We start from the raw sequence: 25450 nt of genomic DNA on the forward strand, positions 1-25450 counted from the left end.
CCGGGCATTCGGTCTTTCAGTATTTCGAAAGTGGGCGGCCATACCTTGCTTGACCATTAGCTTGGGGAGGGGCCGACGCTTGACCACTCAGCGCATGACGCGAGCATTCCCCGTGGACAGCGCTCTGTTGAACGCTGTCGTGGAGCATGTGGACCAGGGAATTCTGATGGTGGACGCCAACGGCTATGTGGCGGTCTGCAATCAGCGCGCGATCGATCTGCTCGGCCTGCCTGCCGACTTGATGCGGTCCCATCCGTCGTTCGAGGCGGTGAAACGATGGCAGATGGAGCAAGGCGAATTTGGTACGGTCACCGAAGCGCTCCTTCGCGCCATCAAATACGAAGGAATAAACGTCGAAATTCTGGACTATGAGAGGCAGAGACCGGACGGGACGGTGCTGGAGGTTCGAACCAACCGCCTTCCCAATGGCGGAATGGTGCGCACCTTTACCGACATCACCATCCGCAATGCAGCCGAGAACGCGATCAGGGTGAGCGAGGAGCGCCTGCGGCTGGCGTTGCAAGCCAGCAGGATGGCGGCCTGGGAACTCGATCTCGAGACGCTGTGGGTCGATCGCTCCGAGAATTCCATGGTGCTGCTGGGGATTTCTTCGGGACCGGCGGCCGATTTCATCGATCGGGTGCATCCCGACGACCGGCAGAGGGTGACGACCTTCTGGCACGCCGTGATGTCGGAGGGCAGTGGCGCGACCGAAGTGCGCTACCTGTCCCCAGACGGCACGCACACATGGCTGTCACTCAGGGCTGAGCGAAAGGGCGAAAACCGGCTCATCGGACTGACCTTCGACATCGCCGATCGGAAAGCGGCCGAGGAAGCCATCTGGCGAACCGCCAACCACGACCCCCTGACGGGCCTGGCGAACCGGGCGCTGTTCCATGTCCGCCTGAACGAGGCCCTGAAGAATGCGGGGGACTCCGGGGCCGGCGTGGGCCTGCTGCTGCTCGATCTCGACGACTTCAAGGATGTCAACGATACCCTGGGTCACGCGGTCGGAGACCTCCTCCTTCAGGAAGCGGCCCTTCGGCTCAGGAGCTTCGTCGCCGAAGGCGATACCGTGGCACGCCTCGGGGGCGACGAGTTCGCCATTATCCTCGCCGAGACTTCAGCGGGGAGCGACGCCATCGCCCGGGCTGCGGAAATTGTCGAGGCTCTGCGCGCGCCCTTCCAGCACGAGGGGCGGGCGCTCTCCACCACGGTCAGCATTGGGCTGGCGACCTTCCCGGAACATCACCGCGACCCGGTCGAGCTGATGAAGGACGCCGACATCGCGCTTTATCGCGCCAAGGAGCAGGGGCGCAGCCAAGCGGTGGTGTATACCAGCGCCGCCCGCGAGACGATGGAACACCGCGTGACCATCGCGCATGACGTTAGGGAAGGGCTCGCGGCGCAGCAATTCGTCCCGTACTACCAGCCGAAAGTGTCGCTGGTGACAGGCCGGATCGTCGGCTTCGAGGCCCTCGCGCGGTGGAACCACCCGACCAAAGGGCTTCTCACTCCCGGTTACTTTGGCTCCATGTTCTCTGAGCAGGCCATTTCGATTGCGCTGGGCGAGCAGATGATCCGCCAGGTTGCCGCCGATGTTCGGTTATGGCTGGACCAGGGTCTCGAATGCGGCCGGGTGGCCGTCAATCTGTCCTCGGCCGACATCTCCGACCCGAAACTCGCCGACAGGATTCTCCGCATCCTGGAAGAGGCGCGTGTCTCCTCCGAGCATTTCGAAGTCGAAGTGACCGAAACGGCGTTCCTTGGGCGCAGGACAGCGACGGCGTCCGCCATCTTGAGCGAACTGCATGAGGCTGGCGTCTCCATCGCTCTGGACGATTTCGGGACGGGGTTTGCCTCGCTCCTGCACCTCAAGCAGTTCCCCGTGGATCACATCAAGATCGACCAGAGTTTCGTGCAGAACCTGATCAGCGACGACAGTGACGCCGCGATTGTCGCCGCCATCGTGAGCCTCGGCCACGCCATGGGAATGCATACGACGGCAGAAGGGGTCGAAAGCGCCGAGCAGGCCGCGCGCCTGCGAGAAACAGGGTGCGATTCCGCTCAAGGCTATTTGTATGCAAGGCCTCTGCAAGGGGAGAAGGTGCCGAAGACCATTCGGAATTGGTCGCCGGCAGGCCGCTCGCCCTCGACGCGCTCCTGACGCACCAATGATCCGAGCCACCGGCCAGCACGCAACCTTCACCGGCTCCAGCAGCACCGTTTGAGCCGGGGCAGGTCTTGGGGCTAGGTGCCGGCTTCCAGGGAGGTCCTCCAGCGTTCGTTTCCACCCCAAACCGACATTTGCACCGTTACACCACCCCCCGCGTTGACAACCTCGCCCCCGCCTTCCAGAACCGCAGCCCATCGTAACCGGGGCGGATCATGGCGCAGGACCAGGACATCATCTGCGAGATCCGCGGCGCGGCCGGCGTCGTCATCCTCAACCGGCCGAAGGCGCTGAACGCGCTCAGCCTCGGCATGGTCCGCGAGCTCGCCCGCGCCCTCGACGCCTGGGAGAACGATCCGCAGGTGACGCGCGTCGTCGTCATCAGCACGAGCGAGAAGGCTTTTTCGGCCGGCGGCGACATCCGCTGGCTGCATGATTGCGGCAAGGCCGGCCGCCAGGACGAGATGCTCGCCTTCTGGGGCGAGGAGTACATCCTCAACCATCGCATCAAGACCTATCCCAAGCCCTATGTCGCGCTCATCGACGGCATCGTCATGGGCGGAGGCGTCGGCATATCGCTGCATGGCAGCCATCGCATCGCCGGCGACCGCTATCTCTTCGCCATGCCCGAGGTCGGCATCGGCTTCTTCCCCGATGTCGGCGCGACCTATGCCTTGCCGCGCCTGCCCGGCGCCTTCGGCAACTTCCTCGCCTTGACGGGCGAGCGCATCGGTGCGGCCGACGCGCTTTCGGTCGGCCTTGCCACCCATAGCGTCGCCAGCGACCGCATGGCCGAGCTCGCCGACGCGCTGACCAGCCGCGCCGCCCTCGACGACATCCTCGCCGGCTTCACCATCGCCCGGCCGCCCGGCCCGTTGCAGGCGGAGGCCGCGACGATCGCGGACGCCTTCGCTGCGGCCTCGCCGCTGGAGGTCGTCGCGCGGCTGAAAGCTCTCGCGACCGGCGGCAGCGCCTTTGCCGGCAAGCTCGCGCAGACCATCGCCGCCAAATCGCCGACCAGCGTCGCCATCGCCCATGAGCAGATGCGCCGCGGCAAGGATCTCGATTTCGCCGAGGCGATGCGCACCGAATTCCGCATCGTCTCGCGCATCGCCCATGGCCATGATTTCTATGAAGGCGTGCGCGCGGTGGTGATCGACAAGGACCAGGCGCCGCACTGGCGGCCGGATACGCTGGAAGCCGTCGAGCCTGCCGCGATCGCGGCCTATTTCGCTCCACTCGGCGCCGCCGAGCTGAAGCTGGAGGTCTGAGCTTGGGTCTGGGTGGCGACGTCGAGGCCCTGCGCGGCGAACAGGCGGGCGAGGGCGGCACCAAGGATGCGGCCCGCTGGCGGCTCGTGCTGGTCTGGTTCCTGCGGCTGCTCTCGGTGCTCTGGCTCGCCAAGGGGCTGATGGCCTGGATGGTGATCTTCGGCGTTTCGGGCGACGGCCAGCTGCCCTTCGAGAATCGTTTGCTCAGTTTCCAGGCGATCATCGTCTATTTCGCGGTGATCGACCTCGTCGCGGCGGTGGGGCTGTGGCTGACCTCGACCTGGGGTGGGGTGCTCTGGCTGCTCGCGACGCTGAGCCAGCTCCTGCTGAGCTTCTTCTTTCCGCGCTTCGTGCCGATGACGACCTGGATGGTGGGCATCTATATGGCGCTGATCGCGGTCTACTTCCTCGTCACCTGGGCGGCCGAGAACGAGGCGGAGTAGGGCGCTCCGGCCTCCTTGTCGAGCGAGCCCTCATCCTGAGGAGCCGCGCAAGCGGTGTCTCGAAGGATGAGGGCTCGGATTTCGGCGCAGATATCGACCCTCCGGCCGACTTCAAGCGATGGGCGCTGGCGCCCTGCAACCGCGCAATTGCCGCGAGTCATGGTAAGAATCGCTTTAGCTTAAGCGTTTCTGGCTTCACTTACGATTCACCCAAAGGGGTAAATCTCCGATTCATCCTGATATTTAAACTCGTTTTCATCCGGGCAGGCTTATGGTGTTTTTCAGAAGCGGACCGGAAGAGAAATTCCGGCTGGCACACAACAGGCGGGTAATACCATGAAAGCGAGCGTGAAGACTTCTGTAGTTGCCAAGGATAGCGCGGCCGATCTCAACGTGAAGCCGCTTTATCTTGAGTCGCTCACCCTGGTGGAGCGGCTGCATCGCCGGCTTCTCGACGTCATCAAGGATGAGTTCGAGCGCCGCGGTCGCGACGACGTCAACAGCGTGCAGGCCCTGCTGCTCTACAATATCGGCGACGCCGAACTCTCCGCCAGCGAGCTGCGCACCCGCGGCTACTATCTCGGCTCGAACGTCTCCTACAACGTCAAGAAGCTGGTCGAGCTCGGCTATCTCCACCACGCCCGGTCGCGCATCGACCGCCGCTCGGTCCGCATCAGCCTGACCGAGAAGGGCGCCGAAGTGCACGACATCGTGAAGGGCGTCTACGACAAGCATGTTCGCACCGTCGAGCAGATCGGCGGCATCGCGGCTGATGACTTCGAGCGCATGAACAACGCGCTGCTGCGGCTGGAGCGCTTCTGGACCGATCAGATCCGCTACAAGCTCTGAAGGCCGTCTTTCCAGGGGTTTCGGGAGATTGCCCACCGGGCGGCTGGCTACCCCAGCCGCCCGGGGTCGTTTCAGCGGCGGTGAGATGCCGGCCGGCAGTCAAGTGTGACTTTACTGCCATGCATGCGGCAAAACATGGCCATGCCCTAAATTCGCCGCTCTCATCACGCCTCTTTAACTGTGATACGACACCGTCGCCGTCATGGGAGCCGATCAGCCGCGCTGCCGCTCCCGCCGGCGGCGTTTTCGTGCCGGCCGCCCGCGTTCGGATGAAGTTGAAGAGGGAAGAGATGTCGCAACTGAGCCTGACACGCCGCGAGACTGTGCTGGCGCTGCTTTCCGGCGCTGCCTCGACCGCAGCGGCTCCTGCTTTCGCCCAGCAGGCCGAATGGCTTCAGAATTACGATGCCGGCCCGCGCAACGCCGTGTTGCGCTCCTCGACGCCGATGCTGTCGCCCGAGTCGCTGCAGGCGACGGAGCAGGCGATCGCCGCCTATCGCGACCTTGCCGCCCGCGGCGGCTGGCAGCCGGTGCAGTTGCCCGATCGCATGGGCCTCGGCGCCAGGGGGGGCGCCGTTGCGGCGCTGCGCCAGCGCCTCTCGATCACCGGCGACCTCCAGCAGAATGCCGGTGAGAGCAACGTCTACGACTCCTATGTCGAAGCGGCGGTGCGCCAGTTCCAGGCCCGGGTCGGCCTTTCCACGACCGGCGCGATCAACCGCGCGACGGTCGTTGCGCTGAACGTTCCGATCGACCGCCGCATCCGCCAGCTCGAGACCAACGTCGTGCGCCTGCGCACCTGGTCCGGCAATCTCGGCGGGCGCTATGTCGTCGCCAACATCCCGGCTGCGATGGTCGAGACGGTCGAGAACGGCCATGTCGCGACGCGCCATGCTGCCGGCGTCGGCAAGATCGACCGCCAGTCGCCGCTGCTCCAGACCAAGATTCCGGAAGTCAATTTCAACCCGACCTGGACGGTTCCCGCCTCGATCATCAAGAAGGACCTCATCCCGAAGATGAGGAAGGAGCCGAACTACCTCGCCGAGAACAAGATCCGCATCATCTCGTCCAGCGGTGGCGAGATCGCGCCTTCGCAGGTCAACTGGAATTCGGACGAGGCGACGCGCTACACCTTCCGGCAGGATCCGGGCGGCGACTTCAACTCGCTCGGCTTCGTGCGCATCAACATTCCCAGCCCCTACGGCGTCTACATGCACGACACGCCGGCCAAGGGCATCTTCGGCGACGATTACCGCTTCGTCTCCTCGGGCTGCATGCGCGTCCAGAACGTGCGCGACTACGTCGCCTGGCTGCTCAAGAACACCCCCGGCTGGGACCGCGCCAAGATCGACGAGACGATCAATTCCGGCCAGCGCGTCAACGCCCGCATCGCCGATCCGGTCTCCTGCTATTGGGTCTATGTCACGGCCTGGGCGACGCCGGATGGCGGTGTGCAGTTCCGCGACGACATCTACAACAAGGACGGCCTCGGCCCGGCGCCGGTCGCCGCGCTTCAGGGCGAGAACGACATCTGATCCCGGGCGCTCCGCCGGATCGCTACGAAGCCCGCCGATGTTCATCGGCGGGCTTTTTGCTTGGTTCGCCTGCTTCGATCGTCCGGGCCGCGCGTCGCGGAGACGCGGGAGCACCGGCGGCCACGCCGGACCGAAACACGAGGCGCGCCTATTGCGGGGCAGACTCCGGGCGCACCAGGAGCTTGTCGATGCGGCGGCCGTCGAGGTCGACGATTTCGAAGCGCCAGCCGTCGAAAACGAAGCTTTCCCCGACATCGGGCAGATGCCCGAGCTGGAACAGCGCGAAGCCTGCGACGGTGTGAAAATCGCCGTCGGCGGATTGCGGCCTGATGCCGAGATGGCTCAGGGCCTCGTGCGCCGGCATCATGCCGTCGATCAGCAGCGAGCCGTCCTCCCGCACGGTGACGTCAGGATCCTCGCCTTCCGTGGCGGGCAGGGCGCCGGCGATGGCCTCGAGCAGGTCGGTTTGCGTGACGATGCCCTGGAGGCTGCCATATTCGTCGACGATCGTCGCCAGGCGCAGCGGCGAGCGCTTGAAGAGCTCGAGAATCTTCACCGCTGATGTCGCCTCATGGACGATCACCGGTTCGCGGATCACCGCGATGGGGTCGAGCGGCTGCCCGTCCAGGAACTGGTCGAGAAGATCCTTCTTCAGCACCATGCCGAGCGGCTCGTCGATACTGCCGCGCCCGACGAGCAACTGCTCGTGCCGGCAGGCGCGGATGATGCGGATCATGTCCTCGCGCGTTTCCTCGGCGTCGATCCACTCGATCTCGTGGCGAGGCGTCATGATGTTGGCGACCCGCAGGTCACCGATGTTCAGCGCCCGGACCAGCACCTCCTGCTGCGCCCTTTCGAAGATGCCGGCTTCCTGGCTGGCCTGAACCAGCAGCTTCAGCTCATCGGGCGAGTGCAATGCTCCTTCCGCCGCGCCGGGCCGCAGGCCGCAGGCGCGCAGGACGAGGTTGCCGAGCCCGTTGAGCGTCACGATGGCCGGCCGCAGCAGGAACAGGAACAGCCCGAGCGGGCGCACGATCCACAGCGCCGTGCCCTCGCTGCGCTGCAGTGCGAGGCTTTTCGGCGCGAGCTCGCCCAGCACGATGTGAAGGGTCGTGATGATGATGAAGGCGATCGCCACGGCGATGGCGTGCGAGCCGAAGGAGATCAGCCCCTCCGGCAGCCACCCCAGCAGCGGAACGATGAGATGCGCCAGCGCGGGTTCGCCGATCCAGCCCAGGGCGAGCGAGGATATGGTGATGCCGAGCTGCGTGGCGGCCAGGTTGGAGTCGAGATTGTCGAGCGCGCGCTGAAGGACGGTCGCATTCATGCGGCCTGCCGCGACCAGCTCCGTCACCCGGCTCTTGCGAACCGCGACGAGCGAGAACTCCGCCGCGACGAAAAAGCCGTTCGCGGCAACGAGAATGAGGACCGACAGGATTCCGAGAACGTCGACCCAACTGCTACTGCCATCGCCCGCAGGCATGATCTCCTCTGGAAGGTTGCGGCGTGTCGCCACGCCGGAGAACAAAAAAGGCGGCATCGCGCTGGATGCCGCCGCATCCGCGCCTGACGCGGATATTTCGCAACTAACATGGCGGGGCCGCGGCTGGCTAGAGCCCGTGCCCGCGGGCGGCGGCGGCGCCTCGGCGAGCGGCGCAATGCCTCGGGGTAGGGGAAACGCTTGGACAGCCCCCCGCCGCATGATAGGGAGCCGGCGATGGAGCCGGTTCGTGGCCGGCCGCCGAACTTCAGGAGCCGGATATGAGCGAAGCCGCGCGCGACAAGCACCTCTCGAACTCCTTCTTCGGCGCCTCGCTGCATGATGCCGATCCCGAGATCGCCCGCGCGATCGATCTGGAGCTCGGTCGCCAGCGCGACGAGATCGAGCTGATCGCCTCCGAGAACATCGTCTCCCGCGCCGTGCTCGAGGCGCAGGGCTCGGTGATGACCAACAAATATGCCGAGGGCTATCCCGGCCGGCGCTACTATGGCGGCTGCCAGTTCGTCGACATCGCCGAGAAGCTCGCCATCGAGCGCGCCTGCCGGCTGTTCGGCTGCAGCTTCGCCAATGTCCAGCCGAACTCGGGCTCGCAGGCCAACCAGGGCGTCTTCATGGCCCTGATGCAGCCCGGCGACACCTTCATGGGCCTCGATCTCGCCGCCGGCGGGCACCTGACCCATGGCGCGCCGGTCAACCAGTCCGGCAAATGGTTCAACGTCGTCTCCTACGGCGTCTGCGTGGTCGACCAGCTGATCGACTATGACGCGCTGGAGCGCCTCGCCGTCGAGCACAAGCCGAAGGTCATCGTCGCCGGCGGCTCGGCCTATGCCCGCCACTGGGACTTCGCCCGCTTCCGCGAGATCGCCGACAAGGTCGGTGCCTATTTCATGGTCGACATCGCCCATTTCGCCGGTCTCGTCGCCGGTGGCGCGCATCCTTCGCCGTTCCCGCACGCCCATGTCGTCACCACCACGACGCACAAGACGCTGCGCGGCCCGCGCGGCGGCATGATCCTGACCAATGACGAGGCGCTGGCGAAGAAGATCAACTCGGCGATCTTCCCGGGCATCCAGGGCGGCCCGCTGATGCATGTCATCGCGGCCAAGGCGGTGTCCTTCCTCGAGGCGCTGCAGCCCGAGTTCAAGACCTATGCCCATGCCGTCGTCGCCAACGCCAAGGCGCTGGCCGAGACGCTGAAGGCGAAGGGCTTCGACCTCGTCACCGGCGGCACCGACAACCACCTGATGCTGGTCGATCTGCGCTCGAAGAAGCTGACCGGCAAGGCGGCGGAAGCGGCGCTCGGCCGCGCCCACATCACCTGCAACAAGAACGGCATCCCCTTCGACCCGGAGAAGCCGATGACGACCTCTGGCATCCGTCTGGGCACGCCGGCGGCGACCTCGCGCGGCTTCGGCATCGCCGAGTTCAAGCAGGTCGGTGAATTGATCGCCGAGGTGCTGGACGGTCTCGCCGCCAATGGCGAGGACGGCAACGCCGCCGTCGAGCAGGCCGTGACCGCCAAGGTCAAGGCGCTCACCGCGCGCTTCCCGATCTATTGAGGATGGTCTCGAAGGGGCTCTGAGAAAGGCTGGCGAACCGGAATGCGCTGTCCCTATTGCGGCTCCCTCGACACGCAGGTGAAGGACTCCCGTCCCACCGACGATCATGCCTCGATCCGCCGCCGCCGGGTCTGTCCCGATTGCGGCGGCCGCTTCACCACCTTCGAGCGCGTGCAGTTGCGCGAGCTCACCGTGGTCAAGCGCTCGGGCCGGCGCGCGCCTTTCGATCGCGACAAGCTGGAGACCTCGATCGCGCATGCGCTGCGCAAGCGCCCGGTCGCGCCCGAGCGTATCGAGCGCATGGTCAACGGCATCGTGCGCCAGCTCGAAAGCTCGGGCGAGGCGGAGATCCCCAGCTCGACCATCGGCGAACTGGTCATGGAGGGGCTGAAAGGCCTCGACGACGTCGCCTATGTCCGCTTCGCCTCGGTCTACAAGAACTTCCGCGAGGCCAAGGACTTCGAGGAGCTGCTCGGCCAGCTCGGCACCATCGAGGAGGAGGCCGCTTCCGCCCCGCCGCCCCGCGCTGATGACTGACCGAGACGCGGTCGACCGCGTCTTCATGGCGCAGGCGCTGGCTTATGGCGCGCGCAATCTCGGTGCGACCTGGCCGAACCCTTCGGTCGGCGCCATCGTCACGCGCGATACGCCGGACGGGCCCATAGTGGTGGCGCGCGGGCTGACGCAAGCCGGCGGGCGCCCGCATGGCGAGGCCCTGGCCTTCGCGCGGGCGGGCGCCGCATCGATGGGCGGCACGCTCTATGTCACGCTCGAACCCTGCTCGCATCGTTCGCTGCGCGGCGGCATTCCTTGCGTCGAGCACACGATTCTCTCCGGCGTGAGGCGTGTCGTCTCGGCCATGACGGACCCGAATCCCTTCATCGCCGGTCTCGGCCATGCATTGCTGCGCACGGCTGGCATCGAGGTCGTAACCGGGGTGTTGCGGGAGGAGGCAGAGCGCGCCCATCGCGGCCATGTCCTACGGGTGACGCAAGGCAGGCCGATGGTGACCTTCAAGATCGCCCGCACGGCCGATGGCTATGCCGGCGGGGCAGGGGGCAAGCCGATCGCCGTCTCCAGTCCGGCGGCCGGGGCCTGGGTGCATCTGCAGCGGGCGCATCACGACGCGATCATGCTCGGTATCGGCTCGGTGCTCTCGGACGATCCGCAACTGACGGTGCGCCTGCCTGGCATGGCGGAGCGCTCGCCCGTGCGGGTCATCCTCGACACCCATTTGCGGCTGCCGCTGACGGCGAGGCTCGTTCGCACCGCCCGCGAGGTTCCGGTCTGGGTGATCGCGGCCGAGACTGCGCCGGTCGAGCCGGAAACCGCGCTGGTCGCGGCCGGCGTCGAGGTCATGCGCGTTTCGGCTGCGCCGGACGGTCATCTCGACCTTGGTGAGGCGCTGAAGCTGCTCGGCACGCGCGGCATCACCCGCGTGTTCTCGGAAGGGGGCCCGCGCATCGGCGAGAAGCTGGCGCTGGCGGGGCTCGCCGACGAGGTCATCGTCTCGACCTCCCCGAAAATGCTGGGTCAGCCCGGCATTGTTGCCGTGCGTCCGGGCCTTGCCGGGCTGCTGGCAGACCCCGATCTTTACCGCCTCGCCGAAACCGAATGGATCGGCGGCGATCGTTTCGAGCAATTCGTGAGGAGAGGCTGATGTTCACCGGCATCGTCACCGCCATCGGCGAGGTCGTCGAATCCGAGCGCAAGGGGCCGAACCTCAAGCGCCTCGCCATCGCCTGCCCCTATGAGGCGGACGGTATCGCTATCGGCGCCTCGATCGCCTGCGCCGGTGTCTGCCTCACTGTCACGGCGCTCCGGCCGCGCACGGATGGCGAGCCCGGCTGCATCTTCCAGGTCGAGGCGGCGGCCGAGACGCTGGCCAAGACGCTGGTCGGCGAATGGGAACCCGGCACGCTGGTCAATCTCGAGCGCTCGCTCAAGGTCGGCGACGAGCTCGGCGGCCATCTCGTCGTCGGCCATGTCGACGGTGTCGGCCGCATCCTGAAGATCGACGCGATCGAAGCCGATCCCGACGAGCCCTGGGGCGCGACCGCCCGCTTCCACATCCGGGCGCCGCAGGGCCTGGCGCGCTTCATCGCGACCAAGGGCTCGATCTGCCTCGACGGCACCTCGCTCACCATCAACACGGTCGAGGACGACGTCTTCACCGTATTGCTGATCCCGCATTCCTTCGCCGTCACCACCTGGGGGCAACGCAAGGAGGGTGATGCCGTCCATGTCGAGGTCGATCTGATGGCGCGCTATGCCGCGCGGCTTGCGGAGGCGCGCCCGCAGGGGTAAGAGCCTGCGCTCAATTCGAGAATTCGAGCCCTCATCCTGAGGAGCCGCGAAGCGGCGTCTCGAAGGATGTTCCAGTGCGCTCTGGACCATCCTTCGAGACGCCATTTCTGTGGAAATGGCTCCTCAGGATGAGGGCTGTGTGATCCGGTCATTGGACCGGAGTCGACTGCAACAAGGACAAGAACCATGGCCGGACCCCGGCAGATCTCGGCCGACGAGGCCGCAACTCCCGCGCTCGACATCGAGGGCGCCCGCGTGCTCGTGGTCGAGGCGCGCTTCTACGACACGCTCGCCGATGAATTGCTGGCGGGCGCCACTGCCGTGCTCGAGAAGGCCGGGTGCCGCGTCGACGTGGTCACCGTGCCCGGCGCGCTCGAAATTCCCTCGGCGATCGTCATCGGCCTGCGCGCCGCCGACGAGTCGGTCGACCCTTACGAGGCCGTCGTCGCGCTCGGCACCGTCATTCGCGGCGAGACCGGCCATTACGACATCGTCGCGGGTGAAAGCTCGCGCGCGCTGATGGACCTCTCCGTCGCCTTCGCCCTGCCGCTCGGCAACGGCATCCTCACCGTCGAGAACGAGGCGCAGGCCTGGGCCCGCGCCAACCGCTCCGAGATGGACAAGGGCGGCGGCGCGGCCGAAGCCGCGCTCGCCGTGCTGCGCTACAAGCGCTCGCTGGCCGAGGCCGCCGATCCGGAGCAACCGGAATGAGCCGCGCCGAGATGCGGCGCGGCGCGCGTCTGTCGGTCGTGCAGGCGCTCTACGAGATGGAGATCGGCGGCCGCGGCGTCACCGAGGCCATGGCCGAGTTCGAGGCTTTCTGGATAGGCCAGGAGGTCGAGGAGATCGAGCTGCCGAAGGCGGAGATCGCCTTCTTCCGCGACCTGCTCGGCGGTGTCGTGCGCGAGCAGCGGCTGGTGGATCGCACGGTCGATGAGCTTCTCGCCAAGGACTGGCCGCTGAAGCGCGTCGAGGCGGTCGTCCGCGCCGTGCTGCGTGCCGGCGCCTATGAGCTCGCCTTCCGCAAGGACGTGCCGGCCCGCGCCGTCATTTCCGAATATGTCGCGGTCGCCCGTGCCTTCTATGACGGCGAAGAGATCGGCATGATCAACGCCGTGCTCGACCGCATGGCCCGCGACTTCCGCGCCGACGAGTTCGACGCTCCGGCGGCTTAGCTCATTGAGCTCTACGCCGTCATTCCGGACGCAGCGAAGCGGAGATCCGCAAACCATCGTCGGGCGTCGCGTTCTATGATGGATTCCGGGTCGGCGCTGCTATCGCAGCTTGCCCGGAATGACGACGAACAGGCTCGGAACCCTTGGAGGCCGGTCGACGATGGCCGATAACCAGCGCCCCGGCGAATTCGAGCTGATCGAGCGCTATTTCGCGCCTTTGGCCGGGCCGGGCGGCCTCGGCCTCCTCGACGATGCGGGGCTGCTGCGGCCGGGCCGCGGCTACGAGGTCGTCGTCACCGCCGATGCGCTGGTCGCCGGCGTGCATTTCTTTCCGGACGATCCACCGGCCGCGATCGGCTGGAAGGCGCTTGCCGTCAACCTCTCCGACCTTGCCGCAAAGGGGGCGAAGCCCGAGGGCTTCGTTCTCACCATCGCCCTGCCGCGCGACTGGACCGAAGGCTGGCTGAAGGACTTTGCCGCGGGCCTCGGCCGTCTCGCGCAACAGGCCGGCTGCCCGCTGATCGGCGGCGATACCGTCTCGACCTCCGGGCCGCTCACCCTCTCGATCACCGCTTTCGGTGCGGTTCCCGCCGGCCGGATGGTCCGCCGTGCCGGCGCGAAACCCGGCGATGTCGTGCTCGTTTCCGGCTCCATCGGCGACGGCGCCCTCGGCCTCAAGGTGCATGGTCCGGACAAGCCCGGCTGGGTCGCCGCGCTGGATGACGGCCAGCGTGGTTTCCTGGCCGACCGCTATCTGCATCCGCAGCCGCGCACCACCCTGGCCGAGGCGCTCCAGCGTCATGCCAGCGCCGCCATGGACATTTCGGACGGGCTCGTCGGCGACCTCGCCAAGATGTTGAAGGCCTCCCAGGTCGGGGCCGAGATCGACCTCGACGCCGTTCCGCTGTCCGGTCCGGCCCGCGCCGCGCTCATGGCCGATCCCGCGCTGGCGGAACTGGCCTGGACCGGAGGAGACGACTACGAAATTCTCTGCATGGCGCCTGAAGGAGAGTATTCTTCTCTGATTGCGGCGGCTGCGGAGCATGCGGTTCCGCTGACGCCGATCGGCCGGATCGTCTCCGGGGCGGGCGCGGTGCGTTACAGCGGGAAGGGCGCAGCGCAGGGTTTCGCGCACGGCTCCTTCTCTCATTTCTGAAAGCGACGCCCCGCGGCGCCGCGGAATGGCGTGGCGATGAACCAGCATGTCCAGGTCGCCGAGGGCGACAGGCTCGCGAAGCGCAATGCGCTCGTTCTGTCCGGCGCGCAGGCGCTCGGCGGCGCCAATCCGGCGATCATCGTCTCGCTCGGCGGCCTCGTCGGCGCCCAACTCGCCGCGGACAAGACCTTCGCCACCGTGCCGGTCAGCCTGCTGCAGCTCGGCATCGCGGCCGGCGTCATTCCGGCGGCGATGCTGATGCGCCGTTTCGGCCGGCGCGGCGGCTATCTCATCGGCGCGCTTGTGGGGGCCACGGGAGCGAGCCTGGCGGCCGGCGGCGTCGCCTCCCGGCAATTCGGGCTGTTTTGCCTCGGCACCTTCATCTGCGGTCTCTACGGCGCCTTCGTCCAGAGCTACCGCTTCGCCGCCGCCGACACCGCCAGCGCGAGCTTCCGGCCCCGCGCGATTTCCTGGGTCATGCTCGGCGGATTGGCGGCGGGCATCATCGGCCCGCAATCGGTCTACTGGACCCGCGACCTGACACCATCCGCGCCCTTCGCCGCGAGCTTCCTCGCCCAGGGTGCGCTGGCGCTGCTGGCGATCTGCATCGTCTCGCAACTGCACGCGCCGCCGGTGAAGACGGTCCGTAGCGATCTCGGCCGGCCACTCGGCCAGATCATGCGCCAGCCTAAATTCATAGCCTCGGTCATCGCCGCGCTCGTGGCCTACGGGCTGATGAGCTTCGTGATGACGGCGGCGCCCATGGCGATGGTCGCCTGCGGCCATTCGGTCGGCGATGCCGCGCTCGGCATCCAGTGGCATGTGCTGGGCATGTACGGGCCGAGCTTCTTCACCGGCAAGCTGATCGAACGCTTCGGCAAGGAGGCGGTGACGATCACGGGGCTCGCCCTGACGGCGCTGGCGGCGATCATCGGCCTGACGGGCCTCAGCGTCGGCCATTTCTGGCTGGCGCTGGTGTTGCTCGGCATCGGCTGGAACTTCGGCTTCATCGGCGCCACCGCGCTGGTGACGGATTGCTACCGGCCGGAAGAACGGGTGAAGGTGCAGGCGGCCAACGACTTCCTCGTCTTCGGCTCGGTCGCCATCGCCTCGTTTTCGTCCGGCGGCCTGCTCAGCCATGGCGGCTGGGAAACCGTGAACTGGCTCGTCTTTCCGCCGGTCGCGCTTGCCTTGCTCTTGGTGATCTGGCAGCGCACGCAGAAGCGCGTGGGGCTGGCCTGAAGCCCTCCTGATCTGACGATGCCGGGGAAACGGATGACCGACCGCAGCTTTCCGCCTGCCACCGGCCGCGTGCCGCCCGGCGCGATCGGCCATAACCGCGGCGTGGTGAAGCGGAACTATGCCTTCATGCCGCCCGAAGGCGTCCTGATCAGCCGCCTGCCGCATTGGGCGAGCACGGTCGTCCGCATTCTTGCCGGGCCCGTGCTTGGGGCGGGATTTGCGCAATATGTGCTTGAAATCGCGCCTGGCGGCGGGACGCCGGCTCCTTTCGGCGAGCCGGACATCCAGCATTTCTACTATGTCCTCTCCGGCGAGATCGCCTTCGCCATCGAAGGTGGCGAGAGCCGGACGCTCGGCCCCGGCGGCTTTGCCTATCTGCCGCCCGGCACGCGCTTCACGCTGCGCAACGACACGGGCAGTCGCGCCGATGTGCTGGCGCTGCGCAAACGCTACGAGCCGGCGCCCGGCCTCGCCGTTCCCGAATCGATCCTGTCGCATCGCGATGCCGTTCCGATGACGAATCATACCGGCATGGAGGGGCGCGGCTTCCAGTTCCTGCTGCCCTATGGCGATATGCGCTTCGATTTCGAGATGAACCTGATGTGGTTCAAGCCGGGAGTCTGCTTCCCGGCGGTCGAGACCCATGTGATGGAGCACGGCCTCTACATGCTGGAAGGGCAGGGGCTCTACTTCCTCGATCAGGACTGGCACGAGATCTGGGAGCGGGATTTCATCTGGATGGGCGGCTTTTGCCCCCAGCAATTCTACCCGACCGGCCATGGCGACGCCTGCTACCTGCTCTACAAGAACGTCAACCGCGACGTCGCGCTCTGAGCCTGAATCGCCCGTACCTGACATTCGACGAAATTTGTAAGCGCAGCCGTTTGCGCTCACCGCCGAAACTTGCCACAAATTCGCCTGACACAGGCGACGCAAGGCGGGCCTTTTAGTCTTCAGGGCCCGTTTTTTCGCTGCCTGACGTCCAACGCTGCAAAGAGGAGCGACAGCGCTCCCGACAGCCCGGAAGCTCAAGGTAGGAAACCGAATGTCAGCTCTGCTTCTCATCATCGTATTGAGTGCGCTGTCGATTGCTTACGGCATCTGGGCCTATGGCGACGTCATGAAGCGCGATGCCGGCAACCAGCGCATGCAGGAGATCTCCGGCGCGGTCGCCGAAGGCGCGCAGGCCTATCTCAAGCGCCAATATCTCACCATTTCCATGGTCGGCGTCGTCCTCTTCGTCGTGCTGGCCTGGCTCCTCGGCAAGTGGGTGGGCATCGGTTTCCTGATCGGCGCGGTGCTTTCGGGCAGCGCCGGCTTCATCGGCATGAACGTCTCGGTGCGCGCCAATGTCCGCACGGCACAGGCCGCGATGCAGTCGCTCGGCGAGGGGCTCGACGTCGCCTTCAAGGCCGGCGCGGTCACCGGCATGCTGGTCGCCGGCCTCGCGCTGCTCGGCGTTGCCGTCTATTACGGCATCCTGACCTCCTTCCTCGGCTTCGAGCCTTCGAGCCGCACCGTCATCGACTCGCTGGTGGCGCTCGGCTTCGGCGCCTCGCTGATCTCGATCTTCGCCCGTCTCGGCGGCGGCATCTTCACCAAGGGCGCGGATGTGGGCGCCGACCTCGTCGGCAAGGTCGAGGCCGGCATCCCCGAGGACGATCCGCGCAACCCCGCGACCATCGCCGACAATGTCGGCGACAATGTCGGCGATTGCGCCGGCATGGCCGCCGACCTGTTCGAGACCTATGCGGTGACGCTGGTCGCGACCATGGTGCTCGCCGCGATCTTCTTCGCCGGCCAGCCCGCGCTGGGCACGATGATGCTCTATCCGATGGCGATCGGCGCGGCCTGCATCGTCACCTCGATCATCGGCACCTTCTTCGTGAAGCTCGGCGCCAACCAGTCGATCATGGGCGCGCTCTACAAGGGCTTCATCGCGGCCGGCGTGCTCTCGGTCGGCGCGATCGCGGTGGTGAACTATGTCATGTTCGGCGGCTTCTCCACCAGCTTCACGACGGTCCAGAACGTCACCTTCACCTCCGGCAACCTCTTCGGCTGCGCGCTGGTCGGCCTTGCCGTGACGCTCTGCATCGTCATCATCACCGAATACTACACCGGCACCGGCAAGCGCCCGGTCGTCTCCATCGCCCAGGCTTCGGTGACCGGCCACGGCACCAACGTCATCCAGGGCCTCGCGGTCTCGCTGGAGGCGACGGCGGCGCCGACCATCGTCATCATCGCCGGCATCATCGCGGCCTACAGCCTCGCCGGCCTGTTCGGCATCGCGATCGCGACCACGGCCATGCTGGCGCTGGCCGGTGTCGTCGTGGCGCTCGATGCCTTCGGTCCGGTGACGGACAATGCCGGTGGCATCGCCGAGATGGCGGGGCTGCCCAAGGAAGTCCGTCACTCCACCGACGCGCTCGACGCGGTTGGCAACACCACCAAGGCGGTCACCAAGGGCTATGCCATCGGCTCGGCCGGCCTCGGGGCGCTGGTGCTCTTCGCCGCCTACACCTCGGACCTCAACTTCTTCATCACCGAGGCCAACAAGGCGGGCAGCACGGCCTTCCAGTACTTCAAGGGCGTCACGCTCGATTTCTCGCTGTCCAACCCCTATGTCGTCGTCGGCCTGCTGCTCGGCGGCCTCATCCCCTTCCTCTTCGGCGGCATGGGCATGACGGCGGTCGGGCGCGCGGCGGGCTCGGTGGTCGAGGAAGTCCGCCGGCAGTTCCGCGAGAAGCCCGGCATCATGCAGGGCACGGAGCGGCCCGATTACGCCCGCGCCGTCGATCTGCTGACCAAGGCCGCGATCAAGGAGATGATCGTGCCCTCGCTCCTGCCGGTGCTGGCGCCGATCGTGACCTATTTCGTGATCTACTGGATCGCCGGCAAGAACAACGCCTTCGCGGCCGTCGGCGCCATGCTGATGGGCGTGATCGTCACCGGCATCTTCGTCGCGATCTCGATGACGTCGGGCGGCGGCGCCTGGGACAACGCCAAGAAGAGCTTCGAGGACGGCTTCGTCGACAAGGACGGCGTGCGCCACATGAAGGGCTCGGACGCGCACAAGGCCTCGGTGACCGGCGATACCGTCGGCGACCCCTACAAGGACACGGCGGGCCCCGCCGTGAACCCGGCGATCAAGATCACCAACATCATCGCCCTGCTGCTGCTGGCGATCCTGGCGCATAGCTGAGCGCAGGCATCGCCTGAACATCTGGAGCCCGCGGCGGAAGTCGCGGGTTCTTCTTTTTGGGCAATGGCTTGCAGCGGCCGATTGAATCAAATCGGCAACGCCTTGAATCAAGCCCGCAAGCTACGGCCGGGAGCGTAGTGTTGCCGCATGCTGTCGGCGCGAAGTGCTGGCATGGTCCCCGCGACCGAGGAGGAACCATGTCCACGCAAGCGCTCGAAGCCACATCCGCGACCCCGAACCGCACCACCGAATTCGCCTTGCTGCTGGCGCTGGCGACGCTTTGGGGCGGCTCCTACACCTTCATCAAGCTCGGCGTGGAGACGATCCCGCCGCTGACCCTGATCGCCGCCCGCACGCTGATCGCCGGCTTGATCCTGCTCGCCGTCATCCGCTGGCGCGGCCTGCGGATGCCGCGGGATCTGACCGCCTGGCGGCGCTTCCTGACCCAGGCCTGCCTCAACAGCGTCGTGCCCTTCACGCTGATCGCCTGGGCCGAGCGCAGCGTCGATGCCGGCCTCGCCTCGATCCTCAACGGCACCACACCGGTCTTCGTCTTCCTGATCTCGCTCGTGCTGATGTCCGGCAAGCGCCCCGACTGGCGCAAGGGCCTCGGTGTCGCCGCTGGCGTCGCCGGCATCAGCCTGATCGTCGGCGTCGACGCCTTTTCCGGATTGGGCTCGCAAGCCCTGCCGCAGCTCGCCATCGTCGCGGCGACGATCGCCTATGCCTGCGCGGCGCTGTTCGGCCGGCATTTCACCGGGATGGATCCCTTGCTGCCGGCGGCCGGCTCGATGCTGACCGGCACGGCGCTGCTGATCCCGGCCGCCCTTATCGTCGACCGGCCCTGGACGCTGGCGCCCTCGCAGGAATCCCTGCTCGCGCTGCTGGCGTTGTCGGTGTTCTCGACGGCGCTCGCCTTCGCCATCTATTTCCGGCTGATCCGCACGCTCGGCTCGGTCGGGACGACGGCGGTGTCCTATCTGCGCGTGCCGATCGGTGTGGCGATCGGCCTCGTCTTCCTGGGCGAGCGCCTGCAGCCGACGGCCTGGGCCGGTCTTGCGCTGGTGGTCGTCGGGGTGATGGCGATGACCCTGCCGGAGAAAAAGCAGGCCCGGCCTGCCTGAGGGCCGGTGCACATCCCGAAATGGCCCAAAAAGAAACCCCGCGACCTCGTCGCGGGGTTCTCCTGTCTTCGGACCGCGTGGGAGCCGTTCAGGCGCCGAGCGGGTTGAACTTGGTGACGCCGCGGAACAGGTTGCGCAGGAAGCTCTGCTCCTGGCCGCCGGCCGGGGTGGTGCGGCTGATGAAGTCGAAGATCACGCCGTCCTGCAGCCCGTAATTGGCGATGCGCTCGACCTTGAAGCTCTTGTTGAAATAGATCACCAGCACGTTCTGGTCGATGACCTGCGGGTCCTGGAACTGGAAGCGACGGCGCATCCGCTGGCTGATATAGTAGAAGGTGCGGTTGCCGACGGTCGAGGTCGTCGACGGCGTGCCGAGGATCTGCAGCACCGACTGCACGTCCATGCCGACCTTGACCTGCGCGACGAGCGAGTCGTCCATCACGAAGCCACGGGTGAATTCCTCGTTCATGCCGGTCGATGTCGGCAGGACGAAGCCGCCGGCATCGGGGCCGCAGCCGGCCAGCGTCAGGGACGAGGTCGCGAGGGCTCCGAGCAGAACGGCGCGGCGGGAAATCTGGGTCATGCGGGCACGATCCGAAAGGCGAGGGCGGACGTGGAGGGCCGGGTGACCGTTCCAAGCCGCTTGTCAAAAGGGGCAGGGTTGGCGTAACGCCCGAGGATGGCTTTGGCAAGGCGAGGACGCCCGCGACGCGGCCGGGCGGAGGCAAGAGCGTGATTTTCGGTTGGTTCGGCAAGCGCGCGCAACGGCGCGCACCTGTGGATGCGCTGTTCGGGCGCGTCGCGGAAGCGTCGCGTCAGCCCGGGCTCTATCTCGCGGGCGGCATTCCCGACAGCTTCGAGGGCCGCTTCGAATCGCTGACCCTGCACATGTTTCTTGTGTTGCGGCGGCTGCGCGAATTGCCGTCGCCTGCGGGCGATCTCTCGCAGGAGCTGATAGATGCCTGCTTCGCCTATCTCGAGCTCGGCTTCCGCAATGGCGGCGTCAGCGACATCGCCGTGCCGAAGCGGATGAAGAAGATCGGCCAGATGTTCTATGGCCGCATCCAGGCCTATGAGCCGGCCTTTGCCGGATCCGAGCCGGAGGCGCTGACGGAAGCGTTGCATCGCAATGCCTCGCAGCAGGGCGCTTCCGTCGTCGCTACCTATCTGCGCGAGGCGCAGGCCGGGCTCGCCGCCCTCGACCTCGAAGCGCTTCTGCGCCGCGAGCCGCTTTTTCCCGATTTCGTCAGCCAGGAGGCCGTGCATGACGCCTGATCACGGGCGCGTCTTGCCCTTGAGCCACCCCATCCGCGTCGAGCTCATCCGCCTGCGCGGCACCGAGGCCGTGGTCAAGGCCGAGCCGCAGCAACTGGCCGGCATCGCCGCGATGCTCGACCTCGCCTCCCTGGAGGCGCTCGAGGCGCGCTATATGCTGACGCGCAATGGCGAACGGGTGAAGCTCGAAGGCCGCATCGAGGCGCGGCTGCATCAGACCTGCATCGTTACGCTCGAGCCTTTCCCGGTCCGGCTCGACGTGCCGGTGAAGCTCGATTTCGCACCGCAGGACGATGCGCTCGCCGCCGCGCGCCGCACCGATTCGGGCGATGCGGACATCGACATCGAGGTCCTGCTCAACGAGGAGGACCCGCCGGAGCCGATCGTGGACGGCGTCATCGATCTGGGCAGCGTCACGCTCGAATTCCTCGCGCTCTCGCTCGATCCCTACCCGCGCAAGCCGGGCGTGAGCTTCGAGGCGCCGGCGGCGGATTCCGCAGAGCTCTCGCCCTTCGCCGCGCTCGCGAAGCTGAAGCGGGACGCCACGTGACGCGGGCAGCGGGCAGCAGGGCCGCGGAGACGGATCGCAACAATGATTGAGCGGCGCCAAACCGCCTCCGCCGCTTGCGGCTTGGCGCTAAACCGCTATTGTCCGGCCGGCAAAGAGCCGCCCGGGATCGAAGGTCGGCCGCTCCCGGGACACACCAGAACTCCATGACAAGACCGGTTACAATCGCGCTCGATGCGATGGGCGGGGACCACGGCCCTTCCGTCGCCATTCCCGGCGCTGCCCTGATGCTGGAACGACGCCCGGATGCGCGCTTCGTCATTTTCGGCGACGAGAAGGAGGTTCTGCCTCTGGTCGAGCAGCACCCGAAGCTCAAGGCCGTCACGACGTTTCATCATACCGAAGTCTCGGTGAAGATGGACGACAAGCCGAGCCAGGCGCTGCGCTACGGCCGCTACAAATCCTCGATGTGGCGCGCCATCGACGCGACCAAGACCGGCGAGGCCGATGTCACCGTCTCCGCCGGCAACACCGGCGCGCTGATGGCAATGTCGAAATTCTGCCTGAAGTCGATGGCACAGGTCGACCGGCCGGCGATTGCCTGCCTGTGGCCGACGGCGCGCGGCGAGAGCATCGTGCTCGATGTCGGCGCGACCATCGGCGCCGATGCCCGCCATCTCGTCGATCTCGCGGTGATGGGCGCGGCCATGGCCCGTGTCGTCTTCGATCTCGACCGGCCGACGGTCGGCCTGCTGAATGTCGGCGTCGAGGAGATCAAGGGCGTCGAGGCGGTGAAGGAGGCCGGGCGCATCCTGCGCGAGGGCAACCTGCCGCATCTGACCTATCATGGCTTCGTCGAGGGCGACGATCTCGGCAAGGGCACGGTCGACGTGGTGGTGACGGAAGGCTTCACCGGCAACATCGCGCTCAAGACCGCCGAAGGCACGGCGCGCCAGGTCACAGACTATCTGCGTGCCGCCATCAGCCGTTCGCTGATGGCGAAGATCGGCTATCTCTTCGCCCGTGGCGCCTTCTCGGCGCTGCGCGAGAAGCTCGATCCGCGCAAATCCAACGGCGGCGTCTTCCTGGGGCTGGAAGGCATCGTCATCAAGAGTCATGGCGGTACGGATGCCATCGGCTTCGCCAGCGCGGCCGAGCTCGCCTATGAGATGGCGCGCGAGGATCTGATGGCGAAGCTGCGCGAGATGGTCGCCGCGAGCACGCAGCCGGCGCCTGTCGCCGCGCAGCCGGCCGACGCCGAATAGGGAATAGTCTCCTTGTCCATCTTGCGCTCACAGGTCGTCGGCTGCGGCTCCTATCTTCCGGCCCGCATCGTCACCAATGCCGAACTCGCCACGCGCGTCGACACCAGCGACGAGTGGATCGTCCAGCGCACCGGCATCCGCCAGCGCCATGTCGCAGCCGATGACGAGCCCACCTCCGTGGTCGGCCTCAAGGCCGCGCAGGACGCCATCGCCGATGCCGGCATCGACGCCGCCGAGATCGACCTGATCATCGTCGCGACCGCGACGCCCGACCACACCTTTCCCGCCACCGCGACTCAGATCCAGGCCGCGCTCGGCATCACCGGCGGCGTCGCCTTCGACCTGCAGGCGGTCTGCTCCGGCTTCGTCTTCGCGCTGGCGACGGCCGACAAGTTCCTCACGACGGGCGGCGCCAGGACCGCGCTCGTGATCGGCGCGGAGACCTTCTCGCGCATCCTCGACTGGGAGGATCGCGCGACCTGCGTCCTCTTCGGCGACGGCGCCGGCGCGGTGGTGCTGAAGGCCGTTCCCGGCGAGGGGACGCTCGCCGACCGTGGCGTGCTCACGACCCATATCCGCTCGGATGGCCGCTACAAGGACAAGCTCTATGTCGATGGCGGCGCGGGCTCGACCAAGACGGTCGGCTTCTTGCGCATGGAGGGCAAGGAAGTCTTCCGCCACGCCGTCAACAACCTCGCCGAGACGGTGCGCCATACCTTCGCCGAGACGGGGCTCTCCGGTACCGACATCGACTGGTTCGTGCCGCACCAGGCCAATCGCCGCATCATCGACGCCACCGCCGACAAGCTCGGGATCAGCCACGACCATGTCGTGCTGACCGTGGATCGCCACGGCAACACCTCGGCCGCCTCGATTCCGCTGGCGCTGGCGGAGGCGCATAAGGACGGCCGGATCAAGCCGGGCCAGCTCGTGCTGATCGAGGCGATGGGTGGCGGTTTCACCTGGGGGTCGGCGCTGATCCGGTGGTGAGCCGGTTTGCGGCATTTGCTTAAATTGTGACGTTTTTCTTGCCGATTCGGGTCGATTTTCGTCGGTGTGGCCGCTAATCCCGCGTTCGAGGATTGACCGGGACAGCGCGGGCGCCTAGCGTCCGCCGTCCGTATTTGGCGAAGGGCGGAGGCTGCGGCCGCCGTCGATGATGCGCCTCTGGAGGATATGAATGTCGGGGCAAACGGTGACTCGTGCGGATCTGTGCGAGGCTGTCTACCAGAAGATCGGGCTGTCCCGCACGGAGGCGTCGAAACTGGTCGAGGCCGTGCTCGACGAGATCTGCGACGCGGTCGCACGCGGCGAGAACGTGAAGTTGTCCTCGTTCGGTTCGTTCGTCGTGCGAGACAAGGGCGAGCGAATCGGGCGTAATCCCAAGACTGGCGTTGAGGTGCCCATCGAGCCGCGTCGCGTGATGGTGTTCAAGCCCTCGAACGTGATGAAGGCCCGCATCAACGGGCAGACGGGTGAGGACGAGACCGAGTGAATCTGGAGTTCCACGCCGGCGAAGCAGATGCGGAGGCCGAATTGGACACCAAGAGCCCCGATGCCTTCCGAACCATCAGCGAGGTCGCAGAGGACCTCGACGTTCCCCAGCATGTGCTCCGTTTCTGGGAAACCCGCTTCAACCAGATCAAGCCGCTGAAGCGCGGCGGCGGCCGCCGCTACTACCGCCCTGACGACGTCGCCCTGCTCAAGGGCATCCGCCGCCTGTTGTACGGCGAGGGCTATACGATCAAGGGCCTGCAGCGGATCCTGAAGGAGCAGGGGCCGCGCCATGTCCAGGCCATCGGACGCGGGGGCCCCATCGGCCCGGCCAGCGGCGCCGGCCCGTCATCCGCGCCGGCGCGCGCCGATCACGCAGGCGAGGCGCCTCACGCCGATGACAGGGCGCCCCGGCACCCGCCCGTCCCGGAAGGGCTCGACGACATCACGGTCCTGACGGCCGTGATGGCCGAGCTCGGCGAGTGCCGGCGCATCCTCGAACGCGCGCTGAAGCCCGCCGCCGAGCCGGCCTGAATGGAGCAAGCGGTCGAGCGCTTGCCCGGTCAGCACATAGTCTGACCCATGGCTGCGCTCCGGCGCTTGATTGCCGCTGCTTGCGCATTAGGTTCCCCATCGGGGACGACCCCGGCTAGCAGCCCTTTCATGTGACAGGCGTGGACGACCTCGCCGGATTTCCGAGGAGCGCCGTCATGGCCTGGCTCTATCTTTTCATCGCGGGTTTGTTCGAGGTCGGCTGGGCGATCGGCCTGAAATACACGCAGGGCTTCACCCGCCTCATGCCGACCGTCTTCACGCTCGCCAGCATGGTGATCAGCGTCGGCCTGCTCGGGCTCGCCCTGAAGAACCTGCCGGTCGGCACGGCCTATGCGATCTGGACCGGCATCGGCACGACCGGCACCGCCATTCTCGGTATGGTCCTGCTGGGCGAGCCGGCCGGCGCGCTGCGTCTCGCCTGCATCGGCCTGATCGTGGCGGGCATCGTCGGGCTCAAGCTGGTCTCGGCCTGACGCTCCGGCGAGAGCCGGACGATGTCAGATGGGTCGCAAGGCGATCCCATCTGACATCCGAATCCGTCTCTGACCGAAGAGTGAGAGCGGGATTCTCGCGAAAACCGGTTTCCACTTCGCTCGAAAATGCTCTAACGGCGGCGAAAGGCCTCGGGCCAGTAGCCGCCGCGTTCGAGCGCCACGATCAGCAGGACGATGGCGAGCGTCACCATGATCGTCGTCAGCTTGGCATTCCAGGGAACGCCACGACCGATCAGCCAGAACAGCGCCAGCCCGGCGATGAGGGGGATCATCATCTCCATGGCGCGAGCATAGGGCAAGCTCGCACCGCCCGCCAAATCCG

The 25450-nt window shown here is 66.7% G+C and carries 26 protein-coding genes; 23 read left to right on the plus strand and 3 right to left on the minus strand.

Features of this window, described 5'->3' with window-relative positions; genetic code table 11:
* The first annotated feature begins 79 nt into the window (after positions 1-79).
* The 5 genes from GGC47_RS20385 to GGC47_RS20405 all read left to right on the plus strand — a co-directional run bounded on the left by GGC47_RS20385 (position 80) and on the right by GGC47_RS20405 (position 6271).
* Positions 80-2167: a putative bifunctional diguanylate cyclase/phosphodiesterase gene (locus GGC47_RS20385; RefSeq protein WP_429068652.1), complete on the plus strand. Its 2088-nt coding sequence runs from the start codon at positions 80-82 to the stop codon at positions 2165-2167.
* A gap of 221 nt (positions 2168-2388) precedes the next feature.
* A complete protein-coding gene (locus GGC47_RS20390; protein WP_133565642.1) occupies positions 2389-3444 on the plus strand; it encodes an enoyl-CoA hydratase/isomerase family protein in 1056 nt (351 codons plus the stop codon).
* Positions 3445-3446: 2 nt separating this feature from the next.
* Positions 3447-3887 (plus strand): DUF6163 family protein, encoded by a 441-nt coding sequence (locus GGC47_RS20395; protein ID WP_051988506.1) that lies wholly within the window; start codon positions 3447-3449, stop codon positions 3885-3887.
* Positions 3888-4223: 336 nt separating this feature from the next.
* Positions 4224-4736, plus strand: a complete 513-nt coding sequence (ldtR, locus tag GGC47_RS20400; RefSeq protein WP_038368311.1) for a transcriptional regulator LdtR — start codon at positions 4224-4226, stop codon at positions 4734-4736.
* 290 nt (positions 4737-5026) lie between these two features.
* On the plus strand, positions 5027-6271 hold the full coding sequence (locus GGC47_RS20405; protein ID WP_142020706.1) for a L,D-transpeptidase family protein: 1245 nt from the start codon (positions 5027-5029) through the stop codon (positions 6269-6271).
* Between the two features lie 148 nt (positions 6272-6419).
* Here GGC47_RS20405 and GGC47_RS20410 read toward each other — a convergent pair whose 3' ends face one another.
* Positions 6420-7754, minus strand: a complete 1335-nt coding sequence (locus GGC47_RS20410) for a hemolysin family protein (protein ID WP_038368843.1) — start codon at positions 7752-7754, stop codon at positions 6420-6422.
* Between the two features lie 278 nt (positions 7755-8032).
* Here GGC47_RS20410 and glyA point away from each other — a divergent pair, with 278 nt between their 5' ends.
* From glyA to GGC47_RS20465, 11 genes are all read left to right on the plus strand, one after another.
* Positions 8033-9331: a serine hydroxymethyltransferase gene (glyA, locus tag GGC47_RS20415; RefSeq protein ID WP_038368309.1), complete on the plus strand. Its 1299-nt coding sequence runs from the start codon at positions 8033-8035 to the stop codon at positions 9329-9331.
* Between the two features lie 42 nt (positions 9332-9373).
* Entirely contained in the window at positions 9374-9868 is a 495-nt protein-coding gene (gene nrdR, locus GGC47_RS20420) for a transcriptional regulator NrdR (RefSeq protein WP_038368308.1), read from the plus strand.
* Positions 9861-10991 carry a bifunctional diaminohydroxyphosphoribosylaminopyrimidine deaminase/5-amino-6-(5-phosphoribosylamino)uracil reductase RibD gene (gene ribD, locus GGC47_RS20425; RefSeq protein ID WP_133565640.1) on the plus strand — a complete coding sequence of 377 codons (1131 nt, stop codon included), beginning with the start codon at positions 9861-9863 and terminating at the stop codon, positions 10989-10991. Before nrdR ends, ribD begins: the two co-directional genes overlap by 8 nt.
* Positions 10991-11638, plus strand: a complete 648-nt coding sequence (locus GGC47_RS20430; protein ID WP_112761866.1) for a riboflavin synthase — start codon at positions 10991-10993, stop codon at positions 11636-11638. The genes ribD and GGC47_RS20430 overlap by 1 nt, the downstream gene beginning before the upstream one ends.
* A 186-nt stretch (positions 11639-11824) precedes the next feature.
* Complete coding sequence (ribH, locus tag GGC47_RS20435) at positions 11825-12349, plus strand: 6,7-dimethyl-8-ribityllumazine synthase (protein ID WP_038368300.1); 525 nt, start codon at positions 11825-11827, stop codon at positions 12347-12349.
* On the plus strand, positions 12346-12813 hold the full coding sequence (nusB, locus tag GGC47_RS20440; RefSeq protein ID WP_112761867.1) for a transcription antitermination factor NusB: 468 nt from the start codon (positions 12346-12348) through the stop codon (positions 12811-12813). Before ribH ends, nusB begins: the two co-directional genes overlap by 4 nt.
* 160 nt (positions 12814-12973) lie before the next feature.
* Positions 12974-13969: a thiamine-phosphate kinase gene (thiL, locus tag GGC47_RS20445; protein ID WP_142020707.1), complete on the plus strand. Its 996-nt coding sequence runs from the start codon at positions 12974-12976 to the stop codon at positions 13967-13969.
* A gap of 36 nt (positions 13970-14005) precedes the next feature.
* Positions 14006-15211, plus strand: coding sequence for an MFS transporter (locus GGC47_RS20450; RefSeq protein WP_038368294.1), 1206 nt, complete (start codon positions 14006-14008; stop codon positions 15209-15211).
* 33 nt (positions 15212-15244) lie between these two features.
* The gene (gene allE / locus GGC47_RS20455; RefSeq protein ID WP_142020708.1) at positions 15245-16045 is read left to right on the plus strand and encodes a (S)-ureidoglycine aminohydrolase; all 801 of its coding nucleotides are present in this window, start codon (positions 15245-15247) and stop codon (positions 16043-16045) included.
* Between the two features lie 211 nt (positions 16046-16256).
* Positions 16257-18413, plus strand: a complete 2157-nt coding sequence (locus GGC47_RS20460; RefSeq protein ID WP_112761871.1) for a sodium-translocating pyrophosphatase — start codon at positions 16257-16259, stop codon at positions 18411-18413.
* 197 nt (positions 18414-18610) lie between these two features.
* Positions 18611-19537 carry a DMT family transporter gene (locus GGC47_RS20465; protein WP_142020709.1) on the plus strand — a complete coding sequence of 309 codons (927 nt, stop codon included), beginning with the start codon at positions 18611-18613 and terminating at the stop codon, positions 19535-19537.
* 88 nt (positions 19538-19625) lie between these two features.
* Here GGC47_RS20465 and GGC47_RS20470 read toward each other — a convergent pair whose 3' ends face one another.
* A complete protein-coding gene (locus GGC47_RS20470; RefSeq protein WP_081925652.1) occupies positions 19626-20120 on the minus strand; it encodes an outer membrane protein assembly factor BamE in 495 nt (164 codons plus the stop codon).
* A 149-nt stretch (positions 20121-20269) separates the two neighbouring features.
* Between GGC47_RS20470 and GGC47_RS20475 the strand changes: the two genes are divergently transcribed.
* The 7 genes from GGC47_RS20475 to sugE all read left to right on the plus strand — a co-directional run bounded on the left by GGC47_RS20475 (position 20270) and on the right by sugE (position 25107).
* Positions 20270-20812: a ubiquinol-cytochrome C chaperone family protein gene (locus tag GGC47_RS20475; protein WP_185747823.1), complete on the plus strand. Its 543-nt coding sequence runs from the start codon at positions 20270-20272 to the stop codon at positions 20810-20812.
* Positions 20802-21362, plus strand: coding sequence for a YceD family protein (locus GGC47_RS20480; protein WP_133565632.1), 561 nt, complete (start codon positions 20802-20804; stop codon positions 21360-21362). Before GGC47_RS20475 ends, GGC47_RS20480 begins: the two co-directional genes overlap by 11 nt.
* Positions 21363-21526: 164 nt before the next feature.
* A complete protein-coding gene (plsX, locus tag GGC47_RS20485; RefSeq protein ID WP_038368278.1) occupies positions 21527-22585 on the plus strand; it encodes a phosphate acyltransferase PlsX in 1059 nt (352 codons plus the stop codon).
* A 12-nt stretch (positions 22586-22597) separates the two neighbouring features.
* A complete protein-coding gene (locus GGC47_RS20490) occupies positions 22598-23575 on the plus strand; it encodes a beta-ketoacyl-ACP synthase III (RefSeq protein WP_038368276.1) in 978 nt (325 codons plus the stop codon).
* Positions 23576-23765: 190 nt separating this feature from the next.
* A complete protein-coding gene (locus GGC47_RS20495) occupies positions 23766-24080 on the plus strand; it encodes an integration host factor subunit alpha (protein ID WP_038368274.1) in 315 nt (104 codons plus the stop codon).
* A gap of 2 nt (positions 24081-24082) precedes the next feature.
* On the plus strand, positions 24083-24613 hold the full coding sequence (locus tag GGC47_RS20500) for a MerR family transcriptional regulator (RefSeq protein WP_370954307.1): 531 nt from the start codon (positions 24083-24085) through the stop codon (positions 24611-24613).
* Positions 24614-24789: 176 nt separating this feature from the next.
* Positions 24790-25107: a quaternary ammonium compound efflux SMR transporter SugE gene (gene sugE / locus GGC47_RS20505; RefSeq protein ID WP_112761875.1), complete on the plus strand. Its 318-nt coding sequence runs from the start codon at positions 24790-24792 to the stop codon at positions 25105-25107.
* A 131-nt stretch (positions 25108-25238) separates the two neighbouring features.
* On the opposite strand, the gene GGC47_RS20510 is transcribed toward sugE, so the two are convergent.
* Entirely contained in the window at positions 25239-25400 is a 162-nt protein-coding gene (locus GGC47_RS20510) for a hypothetical protein (protein WP_429068653.1), read from the minus strand.
* Positions 25401-25450 lie beyond the last annotated feature (50 nt).

The organism is Allobosea sp. OAE752, assembly GCF_050433265.1.
GTDB lineage: Bacteria > Pseudomonadota > Alphaproteobacteria > Rhizobiales > Beijerinckiaceae > Allobosea > Allobosea spartocytisi.